Origin of the sequence: Enterococcus sp. AZ088 (genome assembly GCF_051714845.1) — a bacterium.
GTDB lineage: Bacteria > Bacillota > Bacilli > Lactobacillales > Enterococcaceae > Enterococcus > Enterococcus faecalis.
The window spans coordinates 1,785,579-1,811,769 of sequence record NZ_JBIOSQ010000001.1; the positions used below are offsets into that span (position 1 = coordinate 1,785,579).

Consider the following 26,191-nt stretch of genomic DNA (forward strand, 5'->3'; position numbering starts at 1 on the left):
ATAGACGGAGCTTATTAGCTATTTTCTTTTTTTGATTTCCAACAAAGAAACCAGACACTTAACGCAAGCTAGCATTAAGTGTCTGGTTTCTAATTGGTTCTTATTCAACGCCGATTTCTGCACGTACTACTTCAGCAATTTTATCAACGTAATAATCAACTTTTTCTTGTGTTGGCGCTTCGGCCATCACACGTAACAATGGTTCTGTTCCAGAAGGACGAACTAAAATACGACCTTCGCCATTCATTTCTGCTTCTGCTTGTTCGACAACTGCTTTGATTGCCGGAACTTCCATTGCACCATTTTTATCTGTGACACGAATATTGACTAATTTTTGTGGATAAATCGTCACTTCATCCGCTAATTCAGATAATTTTTTGCCCGTTTGCTTCATAACATTCAACAATTGAATCCCTGAAAGCATGCCATCACCTGTTGTGTTGTAATCTAAAAAGATCATGTGACCAGATTGTTCGCCACCAAAATTGTAATCATTTTTACGCATTTCTTCTACAACATAGCGGTCACCCACTTGCGTTACCACATCTTTTAAGCCAATTTCTTCTACAGCTTTATGGAAACCTAGATTACTCATCACTGTTGTAACAATTGTATCTTTTTTTAAACGTTTTTTCTCAGCTAAATATTTAGCACAAATATACATAATTTTATCACCATCGATAATTCGTCCTAATTCATCGACTGCAATAATTCTATCACCGTCGCCATCGAAAGCCAAACCAGCATCTGCGCCTTTTTCAACAACCATTTCTGCCAAAGCTTCAGGATGAGTGGAACCCACACCATCATTGATATTCAATCCATTAGGACTTGTTCCCATTGTATAGAAATCTGTCTCTAAATCCGCGAAGACACGATTGACTGCTGTTGCAGTTGCTCCGTTGGCCGCATCTAAACAAACAGTCATATCTGCTAAATCGCCAGGAATACTTTGAACTAAAAATTGCGAATATTTTAGTAAGCCTTCTGGAAATTCATCTAATGAGCCTAAGCCTTCTGCAGAAGGTCTTGGTAAGGTGTCTTCTTCTGCATCTAACAATGCTTCAATTTCTGCTTCCTGATCGTCTACTAATTTGAAGCCATCTGCCCCAAAAAACTTAATCCCATTGTCTTCCGCAGGATTATGTGAAGCTGAAATCATTACGCCAGCAGATGCTTTTTGTAAACGAGTAAGATATGCTACACCAGGTGTTGAAATCACCCCTAATTGGAAAACTTCAATTCCGACTGATAATAATCCAGCAATCAATGCTTGTTCCAACATCTCACCTGAAATACGTGTATCGCGCCCTACGAGAACACGAGGTTTTCTTGAACTATCTTCATGTTGACTCAACACATAACCACCGTAACGCCCTAATTTAAAAGCTAATTCAGGTGTTAACTCCTTATTTGCAATTCCTCTTACACCATCTGTTCCAAAATATTTACCCATTTTGATTCTCCTTAGTCACTTGATTCTCTGTATTTTCAGTTGAACCAGCAGTTGTACTTTCTACTGTTGATCCCTCACTTGTTGTTTCAGAAGTATTTGATTCTACTTGACTGGATGTACTTGGTTGTACTGCTTGGCTACCTGAGCCAACCGTTGTTGAACTTGCAGGTTCCCCTGAAGTTTCATTTGTATTTGATGACTGTTGTTGATTGTACACGGGGCTCAAAGAAACGTCAACCTCATCTGGTGTAACTACGTATTCTCCATTAATGGGAATAGTCACTGATTGTTTTGTTTCTTTGCGAATATCAGAAATATCTACCGGTACCTCAATTGATTCTAGCGTATCTAAAATTGATTGCGGGCCACTGACCCTAACTTGGTACGTCGATAAACTATAATTGTAATGAGCGATCCCAGCAGGTGGCGTACCTGTCATACTAACATTCAGTGGTACATCTTTCGTTGGCGCGGTTAAGCCTACTGTTACTTTGACTTGTGGTGCTGGATTTTCGATACTTAGGACTTGACCTTTGGCATCTAGCGCTTGGACATTTACCGTTTGTTTAATCGTATCAATTGTTTGTTTGGCACTTGAGACTGGCGCAATCACTTTGTCAATTGCTTTCGCTGTTTCTTCTCCAGTTGTTACTTCTACAGTTTTTGGATCTACAGAAATATTTTTTACTTTGTAGCCTTCTTTTTCAATATTATCAGAAAGTTGTGCTTCTACATCGAATTTTTTTGTTACTCTCTTTTCAATCGTTACAGTCACTGTTTTTGGTTCAATTTCAGCTGTAACAGCTGAACTTAGTCCCCGCACTGTCAAAGGCACTTCCGAAGTCCCTAATGGCAATTTGGTTAAGTCTGCGACCACTTGGAAATTTCGTGTGTCAGCATTTGATTCCATGTTTAATTGAATGCGGTTCGCACTACGTAAATGAACATTCACACTCTCTTCAAATCCAGAGACATAATATTTGTCTTTATCGTATTGGACTTGGACCGGAATATTATTCAATGTTTCACTATACGTTTGGCTTGAACCTGAATTGGAGGGATTATTGCCTGTTGCATTGGCATTAAAAAATAACAACAATGCAAACAGCAATGAAAGCAAACCATTAAACCAGCTTTTTTGGGAGGCTTTTCTCATTTGCGTTTAACCCCCTTTGTTACATCATCGATAAAATGCTGCAAAGCACTTTTTTTATCTTCCGATGATTCCGAAATTAACTCCTTACGCAAAATTGTTAAATACTCTTCTTGCGTTAGACCAGGAATTAATTCATTGTTCAATGTCAAACTAACGTCACCAGTTTCTTCAGAAACAACAATCGTAATGGCATCACTGACTTCACTGATACCGACTGCGGCTCTATGGCGCGTTCCAAATTCTTTTGGAATTAAATTGCTCTCTGATAGCGGTAAATACGCGCTAGCAACAGCAATTTTTTCATTTTTGATAATCACTGCACCATCATGTAGTGGTGTATTTGGAATGAAAATATTAATCAGTAATTCACCAGTAATATCGGCATCCAAATCAATACCTGTCTCAATGTATTCATCTAAACCGGTATTGCGTTCAATGGTTATCAAAGCACCAATTTTCCGTTTTGACATGTACTGAATGGCTTTGTCAAAGGCCTGAATAATACGCTCATCTTCTTGTTGCGCACCTTTATTCGGGCGGAAAAACGAACTTCTCCCTAGATGTTCCAGCCCTCTTCGCACTTCTGGTTGAAAAATAACAACCGCGGCGATTACACCATACATGATGACTTGATTCATTAACCAAGATAATGTATGTAGACCAATTATCTCACTTAGAATGCGGATAATGATAAAAACAGCGACACCTTTTAATAGTTGGACTGCTTTTGTTCCACGAACAAGCATGATTAATTTGTAAACGAGGTACCATACGACTAGGATATCTATGATATTGATAACAAAATCCTTAGATAAGAAATCCGTTGAGATGACTTGCTGCCAATAATTCAAATCTAATAATTGATTCAATTGAAACGACATCATACCCCTCACTTCTCTCTCAAGATTTCCTAACAAGTATACCACATTATTTTCTTTCATCACAGAACGCAAGCGGAAACATCAAAAAAATTTAGGAACTTTTTCAAATAACTTGAAATTTTTCATCAAAAAATCGCATTTCTAACTAAAAAACGTGTCCAAGCAAAAAGCTCAGACACGTTTTTTTGATTTCTATTTAATCTTGCTCACGTTGTTTTCTCTTGGCTGCTCGTTCTGCGCGGCGGGCAGCCCTTCTTGCTTCCGCTTCCGGATCAACTACGCGTTCTTTTTTCACTCGTGGCTTCTCGTTCTCTGGCGCAGTTATTTCTGGTTCACTTTGTTTTTCAAGTTTTGCTCGAATTTTTTCTTCTTGACCAGCTAAACGAGCATAATTATAGAACCGTCTCTTAGCATCATTAATTGTTTTATTAAATAACAATTCCGCTGTATCTGGTTGACTAGATTCTAAGGACGCAAAGCGAACTTGTTGGCGCATAAACTCTTTCATTAATGAAAAATCTGGTTTTTTGAAATCCAGTGTCATTGGTTCTTTGCCTTTTTCTCGCAATAATGGATTATAGCGATATAAAGACCAGTAACCTGAATGAACTGCGTCTTTCGCTTCTTTCAACGTTTGACTCATCCCACCTGCTAAACCATGTGTAATACATGGTGTATAAGCAATAATAATCGATGGTCCAGGGAATTTTTCCGCTTCTTCAAAAGCTTTAATCGTCTGCATTTGGTTTGCACCTGAGGCAATTTGAGCGACATAGACATTTTCATAAGTCATTGCCATCATCCCTAAATCTTTTTTAGAGGCATATTTCCCACTGGCAGCAAATTTCGCAATCGCTGATGCAGGAGTTGCTTTGGAAGTTTGGCCACCTGTATTGGAATAGACTTCATTATCTAAAACTAACATATTTACATCCGCGCCACTAGCTAACACGTGGTCAATACCGCCGTAGCCAATATCGTAAGCCCAGCCGTCCCCACCAATCATCCACTGACTTGGTTTGACAAAAAGATCTTGATCGTCATAAATTGCTTCCAATAAAGGTTGATTTGTTTTTTCTTCAAGCAAAGCTGCACGTAATTTAGCTGCACGTTGTTGCGTACCTTCACTTTCGGACAGATGTGCTATCCAATCTTCCATCAATAAACGTAAAGAATCACTGGCTACAGAAAAAGCTTCGGTCATTTTACTAGCTAAACGTTCGCGACGCGCTTGCGTTGCTAACAACATGCCGTAACCAAACTCGGCATTATCCTCTAAAAGAGAATTTGACCAAGCTGGACCTTGTCCTTGTTCATTCGTAGTGTAAGGTGTCACACCCGCTGCAGCACCCCAAATCGATGAGCAACCTGTTGCATTAGCAATCAGCATTCGGTCACCAAACATTTGCGTCAATAATTTAACATAAGGCGTTTCGCCGCAACCAGAACAAGCACCAGAAAACTCTAATAAAGGTTTATTAAATTGCGAACCTAAAACAGTATTCGGTTTTGCTGGGTTTTCCTTTTGACGTAACGTCATAGCAAACGCCCAGTTCATAGCCTGCTCTTTTTCTTCTTCATAAGGTTTCATTACTAAAGCTTTCCCTTTAGCTGGACAGGCTTCAACACAAAGACCACAGCCAGTACAATCTTTGACTGAGACTTGGATACGATACTTCAAGCCGTCGGCACCACGTAGATCACGCACAATGAATCCTTCTGGCGCTTCAGTCATTTCTTCTTCATCTGCTAAGAATGGTCGTATCGCCGCATGAGGACATACAAAGGCACACTCATTACACATAGTACATCGATCGCTAATCCACTCAGGTACTTCTAATGCAACTCCACGTTTTTCAACTGCCGCAGTTCCCAAAGGCATCCGCCCATCTGTCATCCCATTTTTCGCTAGTGTCGCAACAGATAACGCATTGCCTTCTTGACGATTAATCGGTTCAACAATTTCATGAACAAAATCACTAACATTTTCTGAACGTTTTCGCGGTTGAACTTCAAGCGTTCTCCACTCTGCTGGAACAGGTACCTGATGCAACAATTCAACGGTCTTATCGATTGCTTGAATATTTTTTTCGACAACTTTCATAGACTTATGACCATAACTTTTCAGTGCTTCTTCTTTTAAAATTGGTAACACTTGCTCAAAAGGCATAATTTGCGCTAATTTGAAGAAAGCTGTTTCCATTGCGGTATTAATTCGCCCGCCTAGTCCGACTTCACTAGCTAATTTCACTGCATTGATTGTATAAAACTGAATCTCATTTTCAGCTAGATACCGTTTTAATTGATTGGGTAAAAATCGTGCTAGTTGTTCATCATTCCAAATGGTATTTAAGAGGAAAGTACCGCCTTTTTTTAACCCTTTTACTAAATCATAAGTATGCAAATAAGCGGCTGTATGACAAGCCACAAAATCAGAATGTTCAATGAGGTACGTTGAACGAATAGGCGTCTCGCCAAAACGTAAATGAGAAACGGTCAACCCGCCTGATTTTTTTGAATCATAATAGAAAAATCCTTGTGCATACTTGTCTGTATGATCACCGATAATCTTAATTGCTGACTTGTTCGCCCCTACTGTCCCATCAGAACCAAAGCCCCAAAATTTAGCTTGATAGGTTTTCGGATTCGTCAAATCAAGTGGTTTGCCAACTTCTAATGAAGTATAAGTTAAATCATCATCAATCCCAATTGTAAAACGCTTCTTCATGGCAGAACGTTCTTTCATTAATTCATCAAAAACCGCAACAATTTGATTTGGCAGCACATCTTTAGAACCTAAACCATAGCGCCCACCAATAATTGTTGGGCGAATGTCCGCTTCATACATCGCGCTTTGGACATCCAATAATAACGGTTCGCCACCAGCACCGGGCTCTTTCGTCCGATCCAAGACAGCAATTGCTTTAACTGATTGTGGTATTTTTTCAAGAAATGTTTCAACTGGAAATGGCCGATAAAGATGGACATTAAGAAAACCAACTTTTCTTCCTTGTTCTTGTAAATAATCAACCGTCTGTTCAATTGTTTGTGCAACTGAACCCATTGTGACAATCACTTCTTCTGCATCTTCTGCGCCATAATACGTCACCAAATCATAATTGGTTCCCCGTAACCGGTTAATTTCTGTCATATATTTTTGAACAATACCAGGTAATTTTTCATAATAAGGATTTATTGTTTCTCGTTGTTGAAAGTGAATATCTGGATTTTGGTTCATTCCACTAACGGAAGGGTGATTCGGATTCATGCTCCGACGACGGAATTCGGCTAATTTTTCTTGGTTTACTAAGGGTGCTAATTCTTCATAGTCAAGAACTGCCACTTTTTGAATTTCATGACTTGTTCTAAAGCCATCAAAAAAGTTCATAAATGGAACACTCGCTTCAATCGAAGCCAAGTGAGCCACTGGTGCCAAATCCATCACTTCTTGCACACTGCTTTCTGACAACATAGCAAAGCCTGTTTGGCGTGCGGCCATTACGTCTCCTTGATCACCAAAAATATTTAAAGCATTCGTGGTTAAAGCTCGGCTCGCCACATGAAAAACAGATGGTAATAGTTCTCCAGCTATTTTGTACATATTAGGAATCATTAAAAGTAACCCTTGTGAAGCCGTATAGGTCGTGGTAAGCGCGCCTGTTTTTAAAGAGCCATGGACCACGCCGGCAGCACCAGCTTCCGATTGCATTTCGACTACTTTCACAGGTTGACCAAAGATATTTTTCTTACCTTCGGCCGACCACTGATCAACAAGTTCAGCCATTGTTGAACTTGGTGTTATTGGATAAATGGCTGCTAATTCTGTAAAGGCGTAGGAAATATAAGCTGCTGCAGCATTCCCATCCATTGTTTTCATTTTCCGCATGTTTTTCTCATCCTTTATATCTAAAAAATAGAATAGTTGCACGCATATTCTTGTTTATTATAGCGGAATTTCACAAATTATGAAAGATTTTGTCAATTTTTTTGCTTAAAAATAAAAGAGAAATTGAGAAAAAACCACTTTATCCCCTATAAACAAACTATTTAACTGAATTAAAATTACTTTATTTTGTGAAATAGAAATTATCCATTCGTTCACAAACTAAAGAATGAAAGAGGGAGATAAGCGTTTCGACTTATCTCCCTCTTTCTAAACATTAAGATTATTAAAAGTAACAGCTTTTAGTACAACTCCAAATATTGTTCTCTTTCCCATTCAGAAACGGTTTGACGGAAGGCTGCCCATTCCATTCGTTTTGCTTCTACAAAATTGGCAAAAATGTGACGACCTAATGCATCAATCATTACTTGATCTTTACGTAATTCTTTGATGGCATTGTGTAAGGTTGATGGCAAATCTTCAATTTGTGCATGTTGACGTTCTTCCTCATTCATCACATAAATGTTACGATCAACTGCTGGCGGTGGCGTAAGTTCATTACGAATACCATCCAAACCTGCTTGTAATAAGACTGCCATTGTTAAATACGGATTCGCTGAAGGATCGACAGAACGTAACTCTAAACGAGTCGATAAACCACGAGATTCAGGAACTCGAATGAGTGGTGAACGATTTCTGCCGCTCCAAGCTACATAAACAGGTGCTTCATAACCTGGTACCAAGCGTTTATAAGAGTTCACTGTTGGGTTACATACCGCAGTATAGGCACGGGCATGTTTTAATAAACCACCTAAGAAATGATACGCAGTTTGGCTTAAGCCCATCTCTCCTGACTCGTCATAAAAAACATTACCTTCTTCATTAAATAATGACATATTGCAGTGCATACCAGAACCATTAATTCCAAACAAAGGTTTTGGCATAAATGTTGCATGCAAGCCATGTTTGCGCGCAATAGTTTTCACAACTAATTTGAACGTTTGAATATTGTCACAAGCATCAACTACATCAGCATATTTAAAGTCAATTTCATGTTGACCTGGTGCTACTTCATGATGCGAAGCTTCCACTTCAAAGCCTAAACTTTCTAACTCTAAAACAATATCACGGCGACAATTTTCACCTAAATCGGTTGGCGCAAAATCAAAATAGCCACCTTTATCATTCAAATCAGTGGTAATTTCACCATTCTCATCTAATTTAAATAGGAAAAATTCTGGTTCTGGTCCTAAGTTAAACGAAGTAAAGCCTAATTCTTTCATATCTGCTAAGGCGCGTTTTAAATTACCGCGGGGATCTCCGGCAAAAGGGGAACCATCAGGATTGTAAATATCACAAATTAAGCGCGCAACTTTTCCATGGTCGCTTTCCCACGGAAAAATCATCCATGTAGATAGATCAGGGTATAAATACATGTCACTTTCTTCGATACGAACGAATCCTTCGATGGATGACCCATCAAACATCATTTTATTATCTAATACTTTATCTAGCTGACTCACAGGAACTTCAACATTTTTAATTGTTCCCATAATGTCGGTAAACATTAGTCGTAAAAAACGTACGTTTTCTTCTTCTGCAATATGTTTAATCTCTTCTGCCGTTTTGGCTTTTCTTGTCATCGGTCTGATCCCCATCCTTCATTTTTATTGGCTGCTGAAACGTTAAAGCCTTGGTACATTCGATTGGAACGGATTTTGCTGAGTAAGTCCTCCTTGCGAAAGGATTTCGTCGTATAAAATCTGACGAACATCTGCATCGGTTAACGGACGAGTCGCCTCGGCGGTGTTTTTTTGTTCCTCTAATTTCATTTCATACACACGCTTAATCCCTGCCATGTTCAATCCATCAGATAAATAATCTTTAATTTCTAACAAAACATCAATATCATTTAAAGAATACATGCGTCGGTTGCCCTCACTACGTTCTGGATGAATCAATCCCTGTTCTTCATAGTAGCGAATTTGTCGAGCGGTCAAATCCGTTAGTTTCATAACTGTACCAATTGGAAAAACTGACATGGAACGGCGTAACTCTTTTTCTCTCATCTCCATCCTCCTCTCTTAGTTATTTCTTAGAATAACAATAGAATGACAAATTGTCAAGAACTTATGTTAGATTTTCTAACATAAAACAAAAAACCTGATAAATATGGACTTTCCCATCTTTTCATGGCTGATTTTCTCCTGCTAACCAAAAAAATAGAAATGATTTGTTTTTACAAATCATTTCTAATCAACTTACCATTTTTTATTCTTTTTCGGATTCAGCCAGCCATTTAGACTCTTTTTTCGCAAAACCTTTCACGATATACCGATTTTCATTTTCAGCATATTCTTCTGAAATCATTAGTGTCATCCGGCGAAGTTCACTTAATAGTTGTCCGTCAGTTGGGCTAATTTCTAATTGATAAGGCTCGAGTAATTCCATCATTTGGGCACGGATAGCTTGAACCAGTCGTTCTTTATCTTCAGAAATTTTAGTTGAGATCAATACATTGGGAAATAAGGTTGGGACAAATTCTTTGCTGTCCACTTGATCTCTTTTATTATAAACCGTCAAGCACGGAATATTTTCCAACGCTAATTCTTTAATCAATGTTTGAACTGTGCGTTCATGTTGTAACCGATCTGGCGCACTTGCATCCACCACATGGAGCAGTAAATCCATCGTCCGACTTTCTTCCAATGTCGACTGAAAGGCTTCAATCAGTTGTGTTGGTAAATCTTGAATGAAGCCAACCGTATCGGTCAGCGTAACTTCCATGCCTTGAGGCAATTGCCATTTTTTAGTTAAAGGATCTAACGTTGCAAACAATTGATCCTCTGAATAAGTTCCTGCTGTCGTCAACATGTTGAGAATGGTTGATTTGCCAGCATTGGTATAACCAATCAAGCCAATTTGAAATAGTTCTGAATTTTGTCTTTTTTGGCGGCTTCGTTCACGATGAGCAGTGACTTCTTTTAACTCACGACGGATGCCTAAGATTTTATTCCGAATGTGTCGGCGGTCCGACTCTAATTTCGTTTCACCAGGTCCACGTGTCCCAATACCTCCTCCAAGTCGGGACAACTGTTTTCCTTGACCAGCCAAGCGAGGCAATAAATAATCCAATTGTGCTAATTCAACTTGTAACTTTCCTTCTTTGGAGCGCGCACGCAAAGCAAAGATATCCAAAATTAATTGTACACGATCAATTACTCGCACAGCTAACGCTTCAGATAACAGTTGATTTTGACGCGGTGTGAGCTCATGATTAAAAATCACAAGATCCGCTTCATAGGCATCTGTTAATTGAATTAATTCTTCCAATTTCCCCTTACCGATTACGGTTTGTCGATCGACTTGTGGTCGTTTTTGCGTTAAAACAAACACCACTTCGCCATTAGCGGTTTCCGTTAAATTCGCCAGTTCTTCCATTGATGCAGAAAATGTCTGATAATTTTTTTCCGTCTCAACTCCTACTAGAATCACTTTTTCATGAGTGGTCATCGCCTACTCACTCTCCTTCTGTTGTAGCCATTCCGCTACTTCTTTTTCCAACTTGGGCAAATCTGTTGGCTGCTGAACCAAGTCCCACCAATGCGCAGCCATTCGATTTCTAAACCAAGTCAATTGACGTTTGGCATATCGCCGCGATTGCTGTTTGACTGTTTCAACCGCCATCTCTAATGATTGTTCACCGGAAAAATACGGGAAAAATTCTTTATAGCCAATACCTTGAGCTGCTTGTGCATGTGGTTGCTGAAACATCTGTTTTGCTTCTTCCAACAGCCCTTCTGTCATCATTTGATCCACCCGCTGATTAATACGTTCATATAATAAAGCGCGGTCTGTTTCCAAACCTAACAAATAATAATCATAGAGACGAGCTGGTTTTTCCTTCGGGGTCAAAATACTATAACCGGTTTTATCAAAGACCTCTAACGCACGAATCACTTTTTTGCGATTATTAAAATGAATGCTGTCAGCCGCTAGAGGATCCTTTTGTTGTAATAACTGCCATAAAGCTTGATTCCCTTTTTCTTCCGCAAATAAATTGTACGTTTCTCTAATTTCAGGCGAGTCATCTATCTCACGACTTCCTAGTTGAAAATCATAAAGGAGTGATTGAATATACAAACCTGTTCCTCCAACGATAATTGGTAGTTTCCCTTTTTCAGTAATTTCTTTGATTTTTTGACGACCCTCTTTCTGAAAATCAGCGGCAGAATATGTTTCGCTGACTTCACGGCAATCAATTAAATAGTGAGGAATTCCTTCTTTTTCTGTTTCTGTGACTTTAGCGGTGCCAATGTCTAACGAGCGATAAACTTGCATGGAGTCACCGCTAATAATTTCACCATTAAATTTTTTTGCTAAAGCAATACTTAATGCTGTTTTCCCCACCGCAGTGGGTCCTACAATAACTAATACTTTCTCCAATTATGTTTCTCCTTCTTCTTGCCAATTTTGACGAGCAAATTTTGCTTCTTCAGGAAAATCCGTATGAACACCCGCCAATTTTAGCTGAAAACAATTTTCCGTTTCTTCCATCCGATTAACAGTCCACGGCCGCAGCGGTTTGCCAATTGTGATAAGTTCTTTTTCATGAGCCAACACCCAAGACATTTTTGGATGTAAACTATCGACAAGCGCGAATGCCGGTCCCGCTTGACTTAAATCCTCTGCAGATTCATAAATAAAGGCAATTTCTGTCTTAGGATCAGCTTTTTTTAATTTAACTAAACTCGGAAAATAAAAACTAGAATATAAATAACGAAACGGCCAGTTTTTTCGCTTCATTTGTTGGACGACTTTTTTCTCAATTCCTTCATAATGGATAATGTCCGTTTTAAGTTCAATATTCAAAAAACCATTGAATTGTTCTTCTACAAGACAATTTAAAACATCTTCCAATGTTGGAACACATTGAACAGAAGGATTTTTCTGAAACCAGCTTCCAGCATCTAGTTGTTTTAATTCGTTTAATGTTAACTGTTGGATTTCACCATGACCATCTGTCGTACGATCCACCGTTTCATCATGCATAACGATTAAATAACCATCTTTAGATAAGTGAACGTCTAATTCAATTCCTTCAGCACCAACACGAACAGCCTCTCTGAAAGCAATACACGTATTTTCAGGATGGGTGCCTTTACTTCCTCGATGTGCAATAATATCTGTCATGCTCTCACTCCAATCTTGTTTATTGTACCATTGGAGTGAGGTGGGTTCAAATATAGGAAAAAGAAAAGAAAGAGCAAGACATCAATCAAAGCGACTGATGATGTCCCACTCTCTAAGTCTTATAAACAATTTAGTCTCAAATCCGTCTTTTATTCTCTTAATCTTTTAGTTCATACTTAACATATTTATCCAAACCGGATTGAATACTATATTTCGGTTCATAACCAATGGCACGTAATTTAGATATATCCGCTAAGGAATCTTTGATGTCCCCAGCTCGCGCTTCTTTGTATGCAACTGGCAAAGTGACTTTCATAATATCATTTAAAGAAGAAATTAACTCATTTAAATCGGTTGCTTTTCCAGTCCCGACATTATACACTTCCCCAAGTGATTGGTCAGAATGAGCGACAAGATTCAATGCTTGAACCACGTCCTCAACAAAGACAAAATCACGGGATTGTTTTCCATCGCCAAAGATATTGAATGTCACTTCTTGATTGGCCAATAAGCGTTTGTAAGAGTCCATCACAATCGAAATAACGCCAGAATAAGGCGAATTAGGGTTTTGGTTTGGCCCATAAACGTTAAAGAAGCGAACAGCGCTTGTTGGAACATCATATAAATGACAATAGTTTAAAACATATTTTTCAGAAGCAAATTTATCGACTGCATAAGGCGTTAATGGACGAATTACTGATTCTTCCTGTTTTGGTAAAGTTGGCTCATCACCATAAACCGCTGCAGAAGAAGCAAACACCAAACGTTTTAAATCTTTCTGGTATTTCCGAATTAATTCCAGTAATTGTAACACACTCTCAAAATTCACTTGGTGTGTTTCCACTGGACGTGCTACTGAATCTGCTACACTAGCAATCGCTGCTAAGTGAAAAATGTAATCGAACTGATACTCTTGTAGTACTTTTTCCATTAATTGTTGATCAGTCACGCTACCTTCAATGAACGTGATGTTTTCAGATGCGTTTAAATTTTCAGTTTGGCCCATTGATAAATCATCAACGACCACAACTTGATTGTCTTTACTATAATAATTTGCTAAGGTTGAGCCGATAAAGCCGGCGCCGCCTGTGATTAAAAAGTTCCTCAAGTTTCCCACTCCAATTAAAATAATACATTAATTTTACCATTTTTAGGTGTCAAAGACTACAGTTTGTTTTTTTCAATAAAAAAGGAGAGAAAATAACTTTCTCAACCTTTTACTAAATATTTTAAATTCTTTGCGTTATTCACAAAACTCTTATGAATGAATAAGAAATAGATAATGTACACAATTCCATAAGAAATGAAACTATAAATACTACCGCCAAACCAAAGATTACTAAAGATAAACAATAATGTAACCAACGTTTCCAATACAGTACTATTACCTATTTTAACGTTCATATCTTTGCATAGAAAAATTTCCGCTAAATTACAACGAAATGCTAAACTTACTAATATCAACCCAACAGTTAAATTCAAGTTCCCAACAACGAAAATCACAAACAGCGACAGGATTAACGACAAGGCAAGTGTCAATACGTTAACAAATAAAATTGTTTTTTCTTTTCTCAACGTTTTTAAATACGTATTAATTAGTAAAGACATCCGACCTTCATAAATAACTATAGGAAATAGAATTCCCATAAATTTCAAACTCTCGCTATATTCGGGTAACCACATACCTAAAACAAATTTGACGGGTACATATAACAGCAGAATTGCATACGTCAACGGAACAAAAACACCTCTTAATGTGACAAATAAAGACGGCAATCGCTCTTTATTTGTCCGTCTTAACAACGGAAACATTACAATTCCAACAGCATTAATAAAAGTTAAAAACATATTTGATAAACTTAAAGTAAAGGACAATTTACCAAAGGTTTCGATAGTCCAACGCTGTTGAACAAAAAAGCGAATGGTTCCCATTATTAGCATACTTGCTATACTACTGAGCATTAGTTTACTACCTATGTTAATATTATCAACTATTTCAGGAGTAACTTCCTTCAAACTCATCATGTTCACACGCAACATGTCTTTAACTCTAAACATTCCCCAAACCGTAATAATCAGTTTAGAAAGTATATCCATAATGATTAGCCAATAAAAATCTCGTCCTCCTAATGCAAAGTAAATTGCAATGAACAGGACATATAAATAGCGATCATTTCTGGATAATTGAGCATATTCCTTAATACGATTTGTTGACTGAAAAACATACAGAATAAACGTTTTTGCAATTGTAATTACTGAAACAATGGCCGTCAATATCAAAATAATCCCTTGATATTCTTTCGGCATGAAAAAGTAAGCCCAAAGAATGACAAAAGCAGAAATACAACATTCAAAAATCGCTAAATACCAGAATTGAGAACCGAGATTTCTTTTATCTAAATTTTCGTATTCTTCTCCCCCAATTTTTAAGTAGATACCATCAATCCAGCCTAAGTGAAAAAAACCAACATAGGAAGCATAGAAAACATATAATTGCCAATAACTATATTCTCTAACCCCCAGCAATTTTGGAACAAATAAGTTTAATAAAACGGATATCCCCAGGGTAGCAAAATTAGCAGCGACTGTATAGTATAGATTTTTTACAACTGATTTAGCTTTCTCATTCATTTATTGTACCTCTTATTCTTTTATAAGTTTAAATCAAAAAAATATTCATCAAAGATTTTCATTTTTCGTACTTTAAATAAAAAAATTATTTAACCAACCTTTGAATGAATACTTCTCTTTAACAGTTTCAGCAACTGGTTTCATAGGTACCTTTAAAAACGTTAATATCTCAGACATATTTTGTTTATTTAGTAAGAATATATTTTCTTTTTCATAGAAATCCATGTTTAAAACTGTGCGATTATTCGTAATTAACTTTTTATTAAGAAATAATGCCTCTAAAGGTCTTAATGATATTCCATGTTGATTTTCCTGTACAACATCTAGAATAGCCGATGTATTTGCTTCATACTTAATGAGTTCACTATAAGAGATAGGCTTCTTATAGTCATAGTTTGAATAAGAATTTTTCGAAGAATCTACTACATAGATAAAAGGATTCAAATTACACTCTACAAAGTACGCTTCTAACTCTAATAAATAAGAGAGACGCTGTTTATCTACACCAATAAAACAAACATCAGATTGATACTTTGGATCTTCCTGACTAGCAACAACCTTTGTCTCGTCTATAAATTGGTTATTAAAATGCATTTGGTATTTTTCACAATCACCTATATCAAAGGACCAAAGCTCACAGTTTAAATCAGCGTAATAAGAAACCGGTGTATCTTTTTCAACAGGATTACTATACCATATAGCAATCCTGATATGCGGATATTTACGATTTAAATATTTAATTACCGGTCGTGAAAAGTAATGAGAATTCAACAAAATAAAATCTATTTCAGAGAGATTATTTTTCCACTCTCCATAAAAAAATCTTGCAAATGTAGTGTCTATTCTTTTATCTAATTGATTTAATAATTTAACAATAAAAGGACGTTTAGAAAAATATTTTTCTACATGTACACCTAATTTTTGCGCATCAGTTGAAAACAGAACTGATTTTTCATCTAAAGTAATAATCATCATGCGATTATAATCCATTATTTTTCCTACCTTTTTTACTTTATTTCCAATAAAAAGTATACGGATGGTGCGTTACTTGTTCAGACATAGGTGGTAATTCCATATAATTTCCATAACGTAATGATAAAAATAGTTTTCTGTCTTTGATTGCTCGAACTTTATTGCCAGCAAATAACACATCTTCATAATGATCAAACCATTCTTTTGGAAAAACACCCCATTCTTCGTTGATAAATTCAATATAACCACATTCGATAGATGATTCAATCGGATAAGTAGTTACTTTATCCATAAATTTACGTTTCCAAAAATCATAATCTCCCTGTTTAAGTAATTTTCGGTACCTTGGATATAGAAGTACTCGTTTTAAGTATGCTTTCCATCGAGATTTAGAAATGGCATAAGAATTATTTAAGGTAGCTAACATATTTTCTCTATATGACTCGCATTGACGACCAAAATCTAAACGTTCAGAAGATGTGGTTGGAAAACCATCAATCGGAAAAATATCGACAAACACACCTAATTCTGGGTCCTCACTATTATAAAATTGCTTCGATTTAACACATGTTCTAGTATCAACTAATTTTGCAAACGTATAGCGATAGTTCTTTCTTGTTTCCAAGCTCAATAATAGATAATTTTTATCTTTAGATAATATATTAATTAGACGATCATAATTAGGTCTCGTTAAGACAATATCCAAGTCATCATCCCAAGGGATGTATCCTTGGTGCCTTTCAACACCAATTAAACTACCGTAGTAAATAGAATATTCAATATTATTTTGACGACATATATTATCAATATATACTAATATTTCTGTGCTCGTTTCTTGTATTTCTTTAATCGTTAATGGTTTCATTTTTATCTCCAAAATAAGAATTTATTATTGTTTTTTACTAATTGACTAGATACAGAACCTAAATATAGCCAAAATAAAAAGGTACCAATTTTATTAACTAAAATTAATTCTGTTAGAAACATTGCCGAAACTAAAATAGTCAGTACAATTAAGACATTTCTCAAAAAATTATCATTAAAAATATTGATTTTTTTTGAAAATAAAACTTGCAATGTTGTTAGGATTTTATTAATTAAAAACAGAATTAACGGAATAGTCCCTGCCAGCCCCGTTGTCGCTAAGGTATAAAAGAAAAAATTATGCGAAGTTTGTTGTTTAACCGCAATCAAAGTATTAGGTAAATAGTGTTGGGCATATGTTACCAAATTTCTAGGAGAGGTACCAAACCAGATATTTGACTGAAATATCTCAAACGAACTTTTCCAAAGTCCAAAACGATTATTAGAAATATCTGTCTTGTTTTCTACGTCTGGTCTATCCAAAGAAACATCTGGTCGATTTTTTGAAACGTTCGTTGTAGATTTGTATTCTACGTTATTCCACAAATCTAAAATAGCTAACATTCCTCTTTCAATTAGCTTCGTTGCTATATAGGCAAAAAAGACCATACCAATACTTGTAATAATAGAATATAAAAGTTGTAAACCTAATTTTTTTTCAGTCGTTTTTTGATACACCACAAAAAACGAACCCACAAAAATAATTACCATTAGCTCTACAAAAGCCGTCCTTGATCCAGATAAAGTTATATATATCCATTGTATCAAAGTATTCATTATCAATAACCATTTCCACTTTTTCAAAGTAGTTTGAAAAAGCAATGACACCGATAAAATTATTGAAACAACAGAAATGGTAGCTGCAAAGTTAGGGTCGGCAAATACCCCATATAAACGATTTTCAAAAAAGCCAATTCTTAAGCCATTATAAATTTTATCCAAAGGCGCTGTATATGAATACTGTATAAAAAACATACAAATAGCGATAACTACTAACAATCCCCAAACTATTAAAAGAATTTTTTCTAATACTTTAAATGTTTTTTTATCTTGTTCTTTACCAATTTGATAAATAACTAATAAAAAAATAGCCTGCCATATAACTAATTTTAGGTTAGCTATAAAATACGTTTGGTAATGAATGAGTGTTACAAAAAAAAGCATGACTATAAAAATGACTAACATCGGATCAAATTGTTTAAATCTTTTATTTTTTAGAATAAAAAACATCTGATTTAGAATATAAACCATCGCCCAAATTGATATCAACCCAAACACCAGAGTATCTACCTTACTTGGTAACAAGCTATAAAGACTAATTGTTCTTAATAAAAGCATAAATTCAAAAATTATTAAAAACGGTAATTTCGTTTTTTCCAAAAAGTTATTTACCCACATAATACTACTCCTAATTTATTCATTTTTTGTTTTCCTATGTTTTTCTTCCAATATAGCAATCATCTTATAATATGGTACTCCGATTTGAAGTGCGATTGCTCCGACTTTTCTAGGCATAGTAAAATATTGATTTTTCATTATAAATTTAAAATTTTTTCGTAAAAAAGTAACAATTTCTTTTTGAACTTTTTTTTCTTCATTATTTAACTTACTATTCATCATTTTATCTAATACTATAAAATTTGCCCAACATACACGTGTATGAACAACATTAGATAATTCAGGATACCAGTCTAAGATATATTTTTCATTTTCTTTCCAAACATTGATTGTATCTAAATCTTTCTTAGAAAAAAGATTGCTTGAAATACTATTGGCACGGTGAAAATAATAATATTTTTGTTGCGTATCAATAACAATTTTCTCTGTATGCTCTAGGATAGATAAAATAACTGCACCGTCTTCTGTAATCATGCCTACAGGGTATCGGATATCTTCAAAAATTTCTTTTTTATATAACTTATTCACAGCATGAACAGATACAACTTTAGCTTCTAAAATCATTTTCATTGCTGCTACTTTATCTAGTACTATATATTGCTGTTGTTTTTCTACAGGTTCTTTTCCCTCATAAACATCATAAATACCACAGATTGATAAATCGGCATCTTCTTTTACGATATTTGTATATAATAGTTCATACATATCATCTGCAATGTAATCATCACTGTCTACGAAACCTAAATACTCACCTGTCGCTATTTCAATTCCAGCATTACGAGCATCGCTCAGCCCTCCATTTTCTTTATGGATAACTTTTACCCGTTGATCTTGTTCAGCAAACTGATCACACATTGCTCCAGAACTGTCTGGAGAGCCATCGTCCACCAGAATTAATTCGAAGTCAGTAAACGTTTGAGCTAAAATAGAGCGTACACATTTTTCTAAATATTTTTCTACATTGTATACAGGAACAATAATACTAATTTTGGGCATATCAATTTCCGCTACCTTCTAAAATTTTAATTGTATGTTTTAATGGTTCTTCCATACTGTCGTACAGAGGCCGCCAACCTAATGCGTAGATTTTTTGATTGTCTAGTAGTGCTTTTGTTGCTTTAGAAAATCCTTGTTTTTCTTGGGCGGTGGCTTCACCATGAATCACTTTTGTTCCAGCCACATTGGCTAATGTTTCCGCAAAAGTACGTAACGTAATATCGCAATGTTCGTTTGAAACATTGTAAGCTTCCCCCTTTTGCCCTTTAACTAATAAAAATAAAAGAGCAGATACAATATCTGCAACGTATGCATAAGAGTATAGTTGGGTCCCTGCGCTTTTTAACACAATGTTTTCTTTATGAACTGCATTCATAATAAATTGAGAAGAAGCTTTACTATCCGAAAGTAACATCGTAGGCCCGAAAGTACGACTAATTCTTGGAATAACAACATCAATACCATATTTCTGAATATAGGCTTGACATAATGATTCACTTGCTCTTTTTCCTTCGGGATAACCGGCCCGTAGCGTGTTACAGTCAATATAGCCGCAATAGTCTTCCGTAAATTTATCAATATCTCCACGATTTTCTCCATAGATTTCAACAGTTGATAAAAATAACACTTTTTCACTATTCGCTTTGACCGCATAATCTAAAATATGCTGCGTACCAGCAATATTGGTCATAATCGTTCCAATTGGATCACTGGCATATGATTTAGGATGTGTATTACTAGCACAATGCAACACATAGTCACAAGCTTCTGCTATCTGAATTTCTTCTGTGACATCTCCGATAACTATATGGAATAACGGATCTTCTAGATAACTAGTAAATCGCTCTTCTAAACGCGACAATGTTCGTCCCATCGCCCAGATCGAAATATTCGCATTTCTCGTTTTATTTTGGTACATAAGCACATCAATTAAAAAGGTCCCAATCATGCCTGAAGCACCAGTTATAAAAACAGATTTATTAGTTACTTTCGTCCAATCTGGTGTCTTCTCTAGAACTCGTTCAACGTCTGATAAATAATTATCGTCTGTAAATAACATGGTATCCCTCCACTACTCTTCTTTCATTTTCAAGAAGCCTTTAAATAACTGTAAGTCATCTTGTGTGGTTAACTTAATGTTTTTATCTGAGCCTAAAGCAAAATACAATGTTTCGCCTAAATCCACCATCATAGTATTTGTGTATGACGATTCAGAAATACCAATATTCTCACGGAATGCTTTTTCGTAAGCCCAAGTTAATTTTTCAAATTTATAGGCTTGTGGTGTTGACACGCGACGTAATGTTTCACGATTAATATATTGTCGAGTTGTTTCCTCAGTTTCTTTTACAAAAATTTGTTCATTATATGGCAACGAAGTCACTGCATTTCCATATTCTTGACACTTAACAATTACATCAGATAAAACTAATTCATCAACTAATGGGCGAATCCCGTCATGGATAACAATAGTATCTTCTGGATTTGAATGTTCTTTTAAGAAATTAACCCCATTGTTAATTGATTCTTGACCAGAATTTCCTCCTGGAATAATCCATTGTAATTTGTCAATATGGTACTCTTTTGCATAGGCATCTAGTGTTTGTTCCCAACCTTTTTTACACACAACTAAGATTCGATCAATGAGTGGATGCTTTTGAAAAGATTCCAATGTGTAGATAATTATCGGTTTTTCCTCTACCATAATAAATTGTTTAGGAATCTCCTGCCCCATTCGTTTACCGACCCCACCGGCAATAATTAAAGCTGTAATCATTTGATACAAAATCCTTTCTCTAACTAGTCAACAACTAGTTTTATTTCAATTTTGTTTAACTTATATATTCATCAACACAGCCAAAACTGCATTCAATCTTTTACATTTTCTCATAACTATCAGTAAGTTTCAATAATTTATCGTAGACCTTAATCGAACTGTAAATATTTGATTAAGAAAAAACTCATTGATGAATATAAATCTGGACAGGTTTCGGAAAGTTTGACTTTTTATTAAGTGTATTTTCCACTTTATTTTTAATTGTTGTTCTTGACAAAAATTGATAGGAATTGCCAAACCAAGTGTTTCTTTACTTCGATGATCGTTATACTAATAAATGTATCTCCCAATGATCTTCTTCAATTATTGTTAACTTTCAAAAATAGTATTTTCTTTAAGAGCCTGTCCATAATACATTCTTTAACAAACCCTACCTTAGTTGAAATAAAAGATACGACGATAAGAATACTCCTTGATTCATTGACTTTATGTTTTAAACTAGTCGTATAATTCCAATTGTTATACAAGTCCACAACTAATATGAATTAAATTTTTAGATAATAACTTTCTTTGAAATATTTTCAAAATAAAGGAATTCAATAGTACCTATTATTGCTTTTTGATGAGGAACCAACGTATGAAATAGTCGCTAAATAAATTTTTTAATCTATGTTCCCATTTTCGCTCTAATAGTTTCACTTTGTTAGGGAAATCTGCCATTAAAACCTACTCTCTTGCATGAATTTCAACAGAGTAATCCTTAAATTTGCGACTACGGCGCACTTCCCTTTCCAAAATTCTTTAGAAGAATAAGAAGGACCTTCACCGAATTCTTCAATCTCTTAGTCCTTTAAGACTTAGAAATTGAAGAGATCGAAACGAAGTGTAGTGTACGATGATTTCATCTATTCATGCTTCACAGTGAAACATTGCAACTTTTAACGCTTTAGCTCTTTTGACGGTCGGACTGTGACGAGACGTATGTCGAGAAAACACCATAGAAGTTGTTGAGAACAATGCAACGCGTAGTGTTGCTACTGTTTCCGCCGTTTATCAATTTTTAAGCCTGGGACAAAAATCTGAAGTGATTTTTGTCCCAGGCTCTTTCTGTGTGTGATTCAATAAGTATTTTCACTATTATTTTTTTAATGCTCGACTATCTACCCAGCCGATTGTTTTGCCATTCAATTGAAATTGGTATGTGGTCAGACCATTAGATAATTTTGCAGACTGGATAATGGTTACGACTTGGTTGGCATATTGAGAAGCACGTCCCAAGTTCTCGCCATCTTCGGCAGTATTGTTCGCTTTACTAAAGACCCCATGTCCATTAGAAATTGACGCGTCTGCGATAATGCCTTGTTTGTTCATTTTCGTGTAAGTCGCTGTATTGAGAGTAGGGGTAAACGCCTGCTTATTCATCCAGCCAATTGTTTTGCCTCCAATCGCAAATCGCAAAAATTCTGCACGGCTAGTCTTCGCATACCCTGTAATATGGGCGGCTTGACCTGCGTATATGTCCCCTTTACCCATACTAGAAACTCCTGGACCGACATTGTAAATTCCATTGTATACATCATGTTTTTTTGCTTCACTCGCTACTTTTACTTTTGCGTTATAATCGTAGTTTTTTTGACTAATTAAATCATCAAAGATTGTTCCAAATGCCCGACTATCTACCCAGCCGATTGTTTTGCCATTCAATTGAAATTGGTATGTGGTCAGACCATTAGATAATTTTGCAGACTGGATAATGGTTACGACTTGGTTGGCATATTGAGAAGCACGTCCCAAGTTCTCGCCATCTTCGGCAGTATTGTTCGCTTTACTAAAGACCCCATGTCCATTAGAAATTGATGCATCTGCGATAATGCCTTGTTTGTTCATTTTCGTGTAAGTCGCTGTATTGAGAGTAGGGGTAAACGCCTGCTTATTCATCCAGCCAATTGTTTTGCCTCCAATCGCAAATCGCAAAAATTCTGCACGGCTAGTCTTCGCATACCCTGTAATATGGGCGGCTTGACCTGCGTATATGTCTCCTTTGCCCATACTAGAAACTCCTGGACCGACATTGTAAATTCCATTGTATACATCATGTTTTTTTGCTTCACTCGCTACTTTTACTTTTGCGTTGTAATCGTAGTTTTTTTGACTAATTAAATCATCAAAGATTGTTCCAAATGCCCGACTATCTACCCAGCCGATTGTTTTACCATTCAATTGAAATTGGTATGCGGTCAGACCATTAGATAATTTTGCAGACTGGATAATAGTTACGACTTGGTTGGCATATTGAGAAGCACGTCCCAAGTTCTCGCCATCTTCGGCAGTATTGTTCGCTTTACTAAAGACCCCATGTCCATTAGAAATTGATGCGTCTGCGATAATGCCTTGTTTGTTCATTTTCGTGTAAGTCGCTGTATTGAGAGCAGGGGTAAACGCCTGCTTATTCATCCAGCCAATCGTTTTGCCTCCAATCGCAAATCGCAAAAACTCTGCACGGCTAGTCTTCGCATACCCTGTAATATGGGCGGATTGACCTGCGTATATGTCCCCTTTACCCATACTAGAAACTCCTGGACCGACATTGTAAATTCCATTGTATACATCATGTTTTTTTGCTTCACTCGCTACTTTTACTTTTGCGTTATAATCGTAGTTTTTTTGACTAATTAAATCATCAAAGATTGTTCCAAATGCTCGACTATCTACCCAGCCGATTGTTTTGCCATTCAATTGAAATTGGTATGCGGTCAGACCATTAGATAATTTTGCAGACTGGATAATAGTTACGACTTGGTTGGCATATTGAGAAGCACGTCCCAAGTTCTCGCCATCTTCGGCAGTATTGTTCGCTTTACTAAAGACCCCATGTCCATTAGAAATTGATGCGTCTGCGATAATGCCTTGTTTGTTCATTTTCGTGTAAGTCGCTGTATTGAGAGCAGGGGTAAACGCCTGCTTATTCATCCAGCCAATCGTTTTGCCTCCAATCGCAAATCGCAAAAACTCTGCACGGCTAGTCTTCGCATACCCTGTAATATGGGCGGATTGACCTGCGTATATGTCCCCTTTACCCATACTAGAAACTCCTGGACCGACATTGTAAATTCCATTGTATACATCATGTTTTTTTGCTTCACTCGCTACTTTTACTTTTGCGTTGTAATCGTAGTTTTTTTGACTAATTAAATCATCAAAGATTGTTCCAAATGCCCGACTATCTACCCAGCCGATTGTTTTGCCATTCAATTGAAATTGGTATGTGGTCAGACCATTAGATAATTTTGCAGACTGGATAATAGTTACGAATTGGTTGGCATATTGAGAGGCACGTCCCAAGTTCTCGCCATCTTCGGCAGTATTGTTCGCTTTGCTAAAGACCCCATGTCCATTAGAAATTGACGTGTCTGCGATAATGCCTTGTTTGTTCATTTTCGTGTAAGTCGCTGTATTGAGAGCAGGGGTAAACGCCTGCTTATTCATCCAGCCAATTGTTTTGCCTCCAATCGCAAATCGCAAAAATTCTGCACGGCTAGTCTTCGCATACCCTGTAATATGGGCGGCTTGACCTGCGTATATGTCTCCTTTGCCCATACTAGAAACTCCTGGACCGACATTGTAAATTCCGTTGTATACATCATGTTTTTTTGCTTCACTCGCTACTTTTACTTTTGCGTTATAATCGTAGTTTTTTTGGCTAATTAAATCATCATACTGTTTTCCACCACTAGATGTAAATCGTCCAGTGTAATCAGCATTAATATCAAACACACCTACGCCGATATCAACACCTGGAATCGTTAATAATGAAGACCATTGCCATGCCGCATAACCTTCATTTTTGTGCCATAACTGATCTGCAGTCGGTTCAAAAGGATACTGAGCAATCCAAATATTTTCAGTCCCTAGTTGTGTAGGCGATAAAACTCCTTCTGTAAACCATGCTGCCATTGAATAATGTAATACATTCGTAAAACCTCTTGCTTTTAATTGATTAGCAAAAGCAATTGAATTAGCTGTCAATTGTCCATTATTCATGCTACCTTCTTCTGCATCATTAATCATTAAAGTGTCTTTTGGTAATCCAGTATTAATTGCTGTATCGGCAAAGTAGTTTGCTTCTTTTATTGCCTGATCTTTTGTTGTAAAGTGACTATAGTGATAGGCGGATACTTTTATTCCCACTGCATTTGCATTTTGAACTTGTGCAAATCTTTCTGGATTTTGATAAGTTGTCGCTTCGGTCATTTTAACGACCACTCCGCCTATCCCATAACTTTTCATAGTTTGATAATTTGCTACACTTAAACTACCATTCCAAGAAGATACATCGATAAAGTTTTTAGGCGGACGATTTGCCTCTGTTATGCTAATAGGATCACCATAGGCATATGCGGCTCTTTTTCTTCTCGTTCCTTTCATTCCTGATCCCATAGGTTTGTTCATATCCTCTGTTATTACGATTTCGTCTTCATCTTTATTATTAGCTTCTGAAGAACTAGTCGTTTCCGAAGTTTCTTCAGCATCTTTTGATTGCCAAGTGTCTTTAGCATCACTCGTGTCCAAACTATTTTTTGTTTCCGAAGGAACTGAAGATGAGGTGCTAGAAGAACTTTCTGTCGAAGTTTCCCCGCTAGATGACGTAGAGTTTAGTGTTTCTGCTGTATCCGTAGAAATTACTTCTTCTGCACTTTCACTACTTGATGCATCGATTGCATACACTATTGATGAACTAGGAACCAATGCTGTCAACATTAGCATTGTAATAACAGATATTTTATTTATTCTCTTCATTATTTATTTAACCCTTCTTTTTGCGTATTGTTTACAATTAATCCTCATTTAATTATAGTATGTAAATTTTACTTGAAACCAACAATTTTTTACTTTTCAAATTGAAATTTCTCAAAACTGATTAGAATGAGCACTAGTTTCAAATAATTTTCTAATAAATTTTAGCTTACGTCAAGAAAATCTTGCT

Annotated in this window: 18 protein-coding genes; all 18 read right to left on the bottom strand. The window is 36.3% G+C overall.

Annotation, left to right across the window (positions count from 1 at the left end):
• Positions 1 to 100 precede the first annotated feature (100 nt).
• Entirely contained in the window at positions 101 to 1,456 is a 1,356-nt protein-coding gene (gene glmM, locus IGL17_RS08735) for a phosphoglucosamine mutase (RefSeq protein WP_002356936.1), read from the bottom strand.
• Positions 1,449 to 2,612 (bottom strand): CdaR family protein, encoded by a 1,164-nt coding sequence (locus IGL17_RS08740; protein WP_002366928.1) that lies wholly within the window; start codon positions 2,610 to 2,612, stop codon positions 1,449 to 1,451. The genes glmM and IGL17_RS08740 overlap by 8 nt, the downstream gene beginning before the upstream one ends.
• A complete protein-coding gene (gene cdaA, locus IGL17_RS08745; RefSeq protein WP_002389035.1) occupies positions 2,609 to 3,493 on the bottom strand; it encodes a diadenylate cyclase CdaA in 885 nt (294 codons plus the stop codon). Before cdaA ends, IGL17_RS08740 begins: the two co-directional genes overlap by 4 nt.
• Positions 3,494 to 3,689: 196 nt before the next feature.
• On the bottom strand, positions 3,690 to 7,421 hold the full coding sequence (nifJ, locus tag IGL17_RS08750; protein ID WP_016618432.1) for a pyruvate:ferredoxin (flavodoxin) oxidoreductase: 3,732 nt from the start codon (positions 7,419 to 7,421) through the stop codon (positions 3,690 to 3,692).
• 257 nt (positions 7,422 to 7,678) lie between these two features.
• A complete protein-coding gene (gene glnA / locus IGL17_RS08755; protein WP_025193374.1) occupies positions 7,679 to 9,019 on the bottom strand; it encodes a type I glutamate--ammonia ligase in 1,341 nt (446 codons plus the stop codon).
• Between the two features lie 42 nt (positions 9,020 to 9,061).
• Positions 9,062 to 9,445, bottom strand: coding sequence for a MerR family transcriptional regulator (locus tag IGL17_RS08760; protein ID WP_002388239.1), 384 nt, complete (start codon positions 9,443 to 9,445; stop codon positions 9,062 to 9,064).
• Positions 9,446 to 9,647: 202 nt separating this feature from the next.
• Entirely contained in the window at positions 9,648 to 10,889 is a 1,242-nt protein-coding gene (gene hflX / locus IGL17_RS08765; protein WP_002356926.1) for a GTPase HflX, read from the bottom strand.
• A 3-nt stretch (positions 10,890 to 10,892) separates the two neighbouring features.
• A complete protein-coding gene (miaA, locus tag IGL17_RS08770; RefSeq protein WP_002362093.1) occupies positions 10,893 to 11,822 on the bottom strand; it encodes a tRNA (adenosine(37)-N6)-dimethylallyltransferase MiaA in 930 nt (309 codons plus the stop codon).
• A complete protein-coding gene (locus IGL17_RS08775; protein WP_010713262.1) occupies positions 11,823 to 12,569 on the bottom strand; it encodes a glycerophosphodiester phosphodiesterase in 747 nt (248 codons plus the stop codon).
• A gap of 157 nt (positions 12,570 to 12,726) precedes the next feature.
• Entirely contained in the window at positions 12,727 to 13,686 is a 960-nt protein-coding gene (locus IGL17_RS08780) for a GDP-mannose 4,6-dehydratase (protein ID WP_016618430.1), read from the bottom strand.
• Between the two features lie 92 nt (positions 13,687 to 13,778).
• The gene (locus tag IGL17_RS08785) at positions 13,779 to 15,200 is read right to left on the bottom strand and encodes a lipopolysaccharide biosynthesis protein (protein ID WP_002401292.1); all 1,422 of its coding nucleotides are present in this window, start codon (positions 15,198 to 15,200) and stop codon (positions 13,779 to 13,781) included.
• Positions 15,201 to 15,272: 72 nt separating this feature from the next.
• A complete protein-coding gene (locus tag IGL17_RS08790) occupies positions 15,273 to 16,190 on the bottom strand; it encodes a hypothetical protein (protein WP_010707341.1) in 918 nt (305 codons plus the stop codon).
• A gap of 22 nt (positions 16,191 to 16,212) precedes the next feature.
• Positions 16,213 to 17,037 (bottom strand): LicD family protein, encoded by an 825-nt coding sequence (locus tag IGL17_RS08795; RefSeq protein WP_010707340.1) that lies wholly within the window; start codon positions 17,035 to 17,037, stop codon positions 16,213 to 16,215.
• Positions 17,038 to 17,039: 2 nt separating this feature from the next.
• Positions 17,040 to 18,434: an O-antigen ligase family protein gene (locus IGL17_RS08800; protein WP_002401289.1), complete on the bottom strand. Its 1,395-nt coding sequence runs from the start codon at positions 18,432 to 18,434 to the stop codon at positions 17,040 to 17,042.
• 15 nt (positions 18,435 to 18,449) lie between these two features.
• Positions 18,450 to 19,430 (bottom strand): glycosyltransferase family 2 protein, encoded by a 981-nt coding sequence (locus tag IGL17_RS08805; protein WP_002401288.1) that lies wholly within the window; start codon positions 19,428 to 19,430, stop codon positions 18,450 to 18,452.
• A 1-nt stretch (position 19,431) separates the two neighbouring features.
• Positions 19,432 to 20,490, bottom strand: coding sequence for an NAD-dependent epimerase/dehydratase family protein (locus IGL17_RS08810; protein WP_002401287.1), 1,059 nt, complete (start codon positions 20,488 to 20,490; stop codon positions 19,432 to 19,434).
• Between the two features lie 12 nt (positions 20,491 to 20,502).
• Positions 20,503 to 21,207: an IspD/TarI family cytidylyltransferase gene (locus tag IGL17_RS08815; protein ID WP_002378508.1), complete on the bottom strand. Its 705-nt coding sequence runs from the start codon at positions 21,205 to 21,207 to the stop codon at positions 20,503 to 20,505.
• Positions 21,208 to 22,344: 1,137 nt separating this feature from the next.
• Positions 22,345 to 26,004, bottom strand: a complete 3,660-nt coding sequence (locus tag IGL17_RS08820; protein WP_202255359.1) for a GW dipeptide domain-containing protein — start codon at positions 26,002 to 26,004, stop codon at positions 22,345 to 22,347.
• Positions 26,005 to 26,191 lie beyond the last annotated feature (187 nt).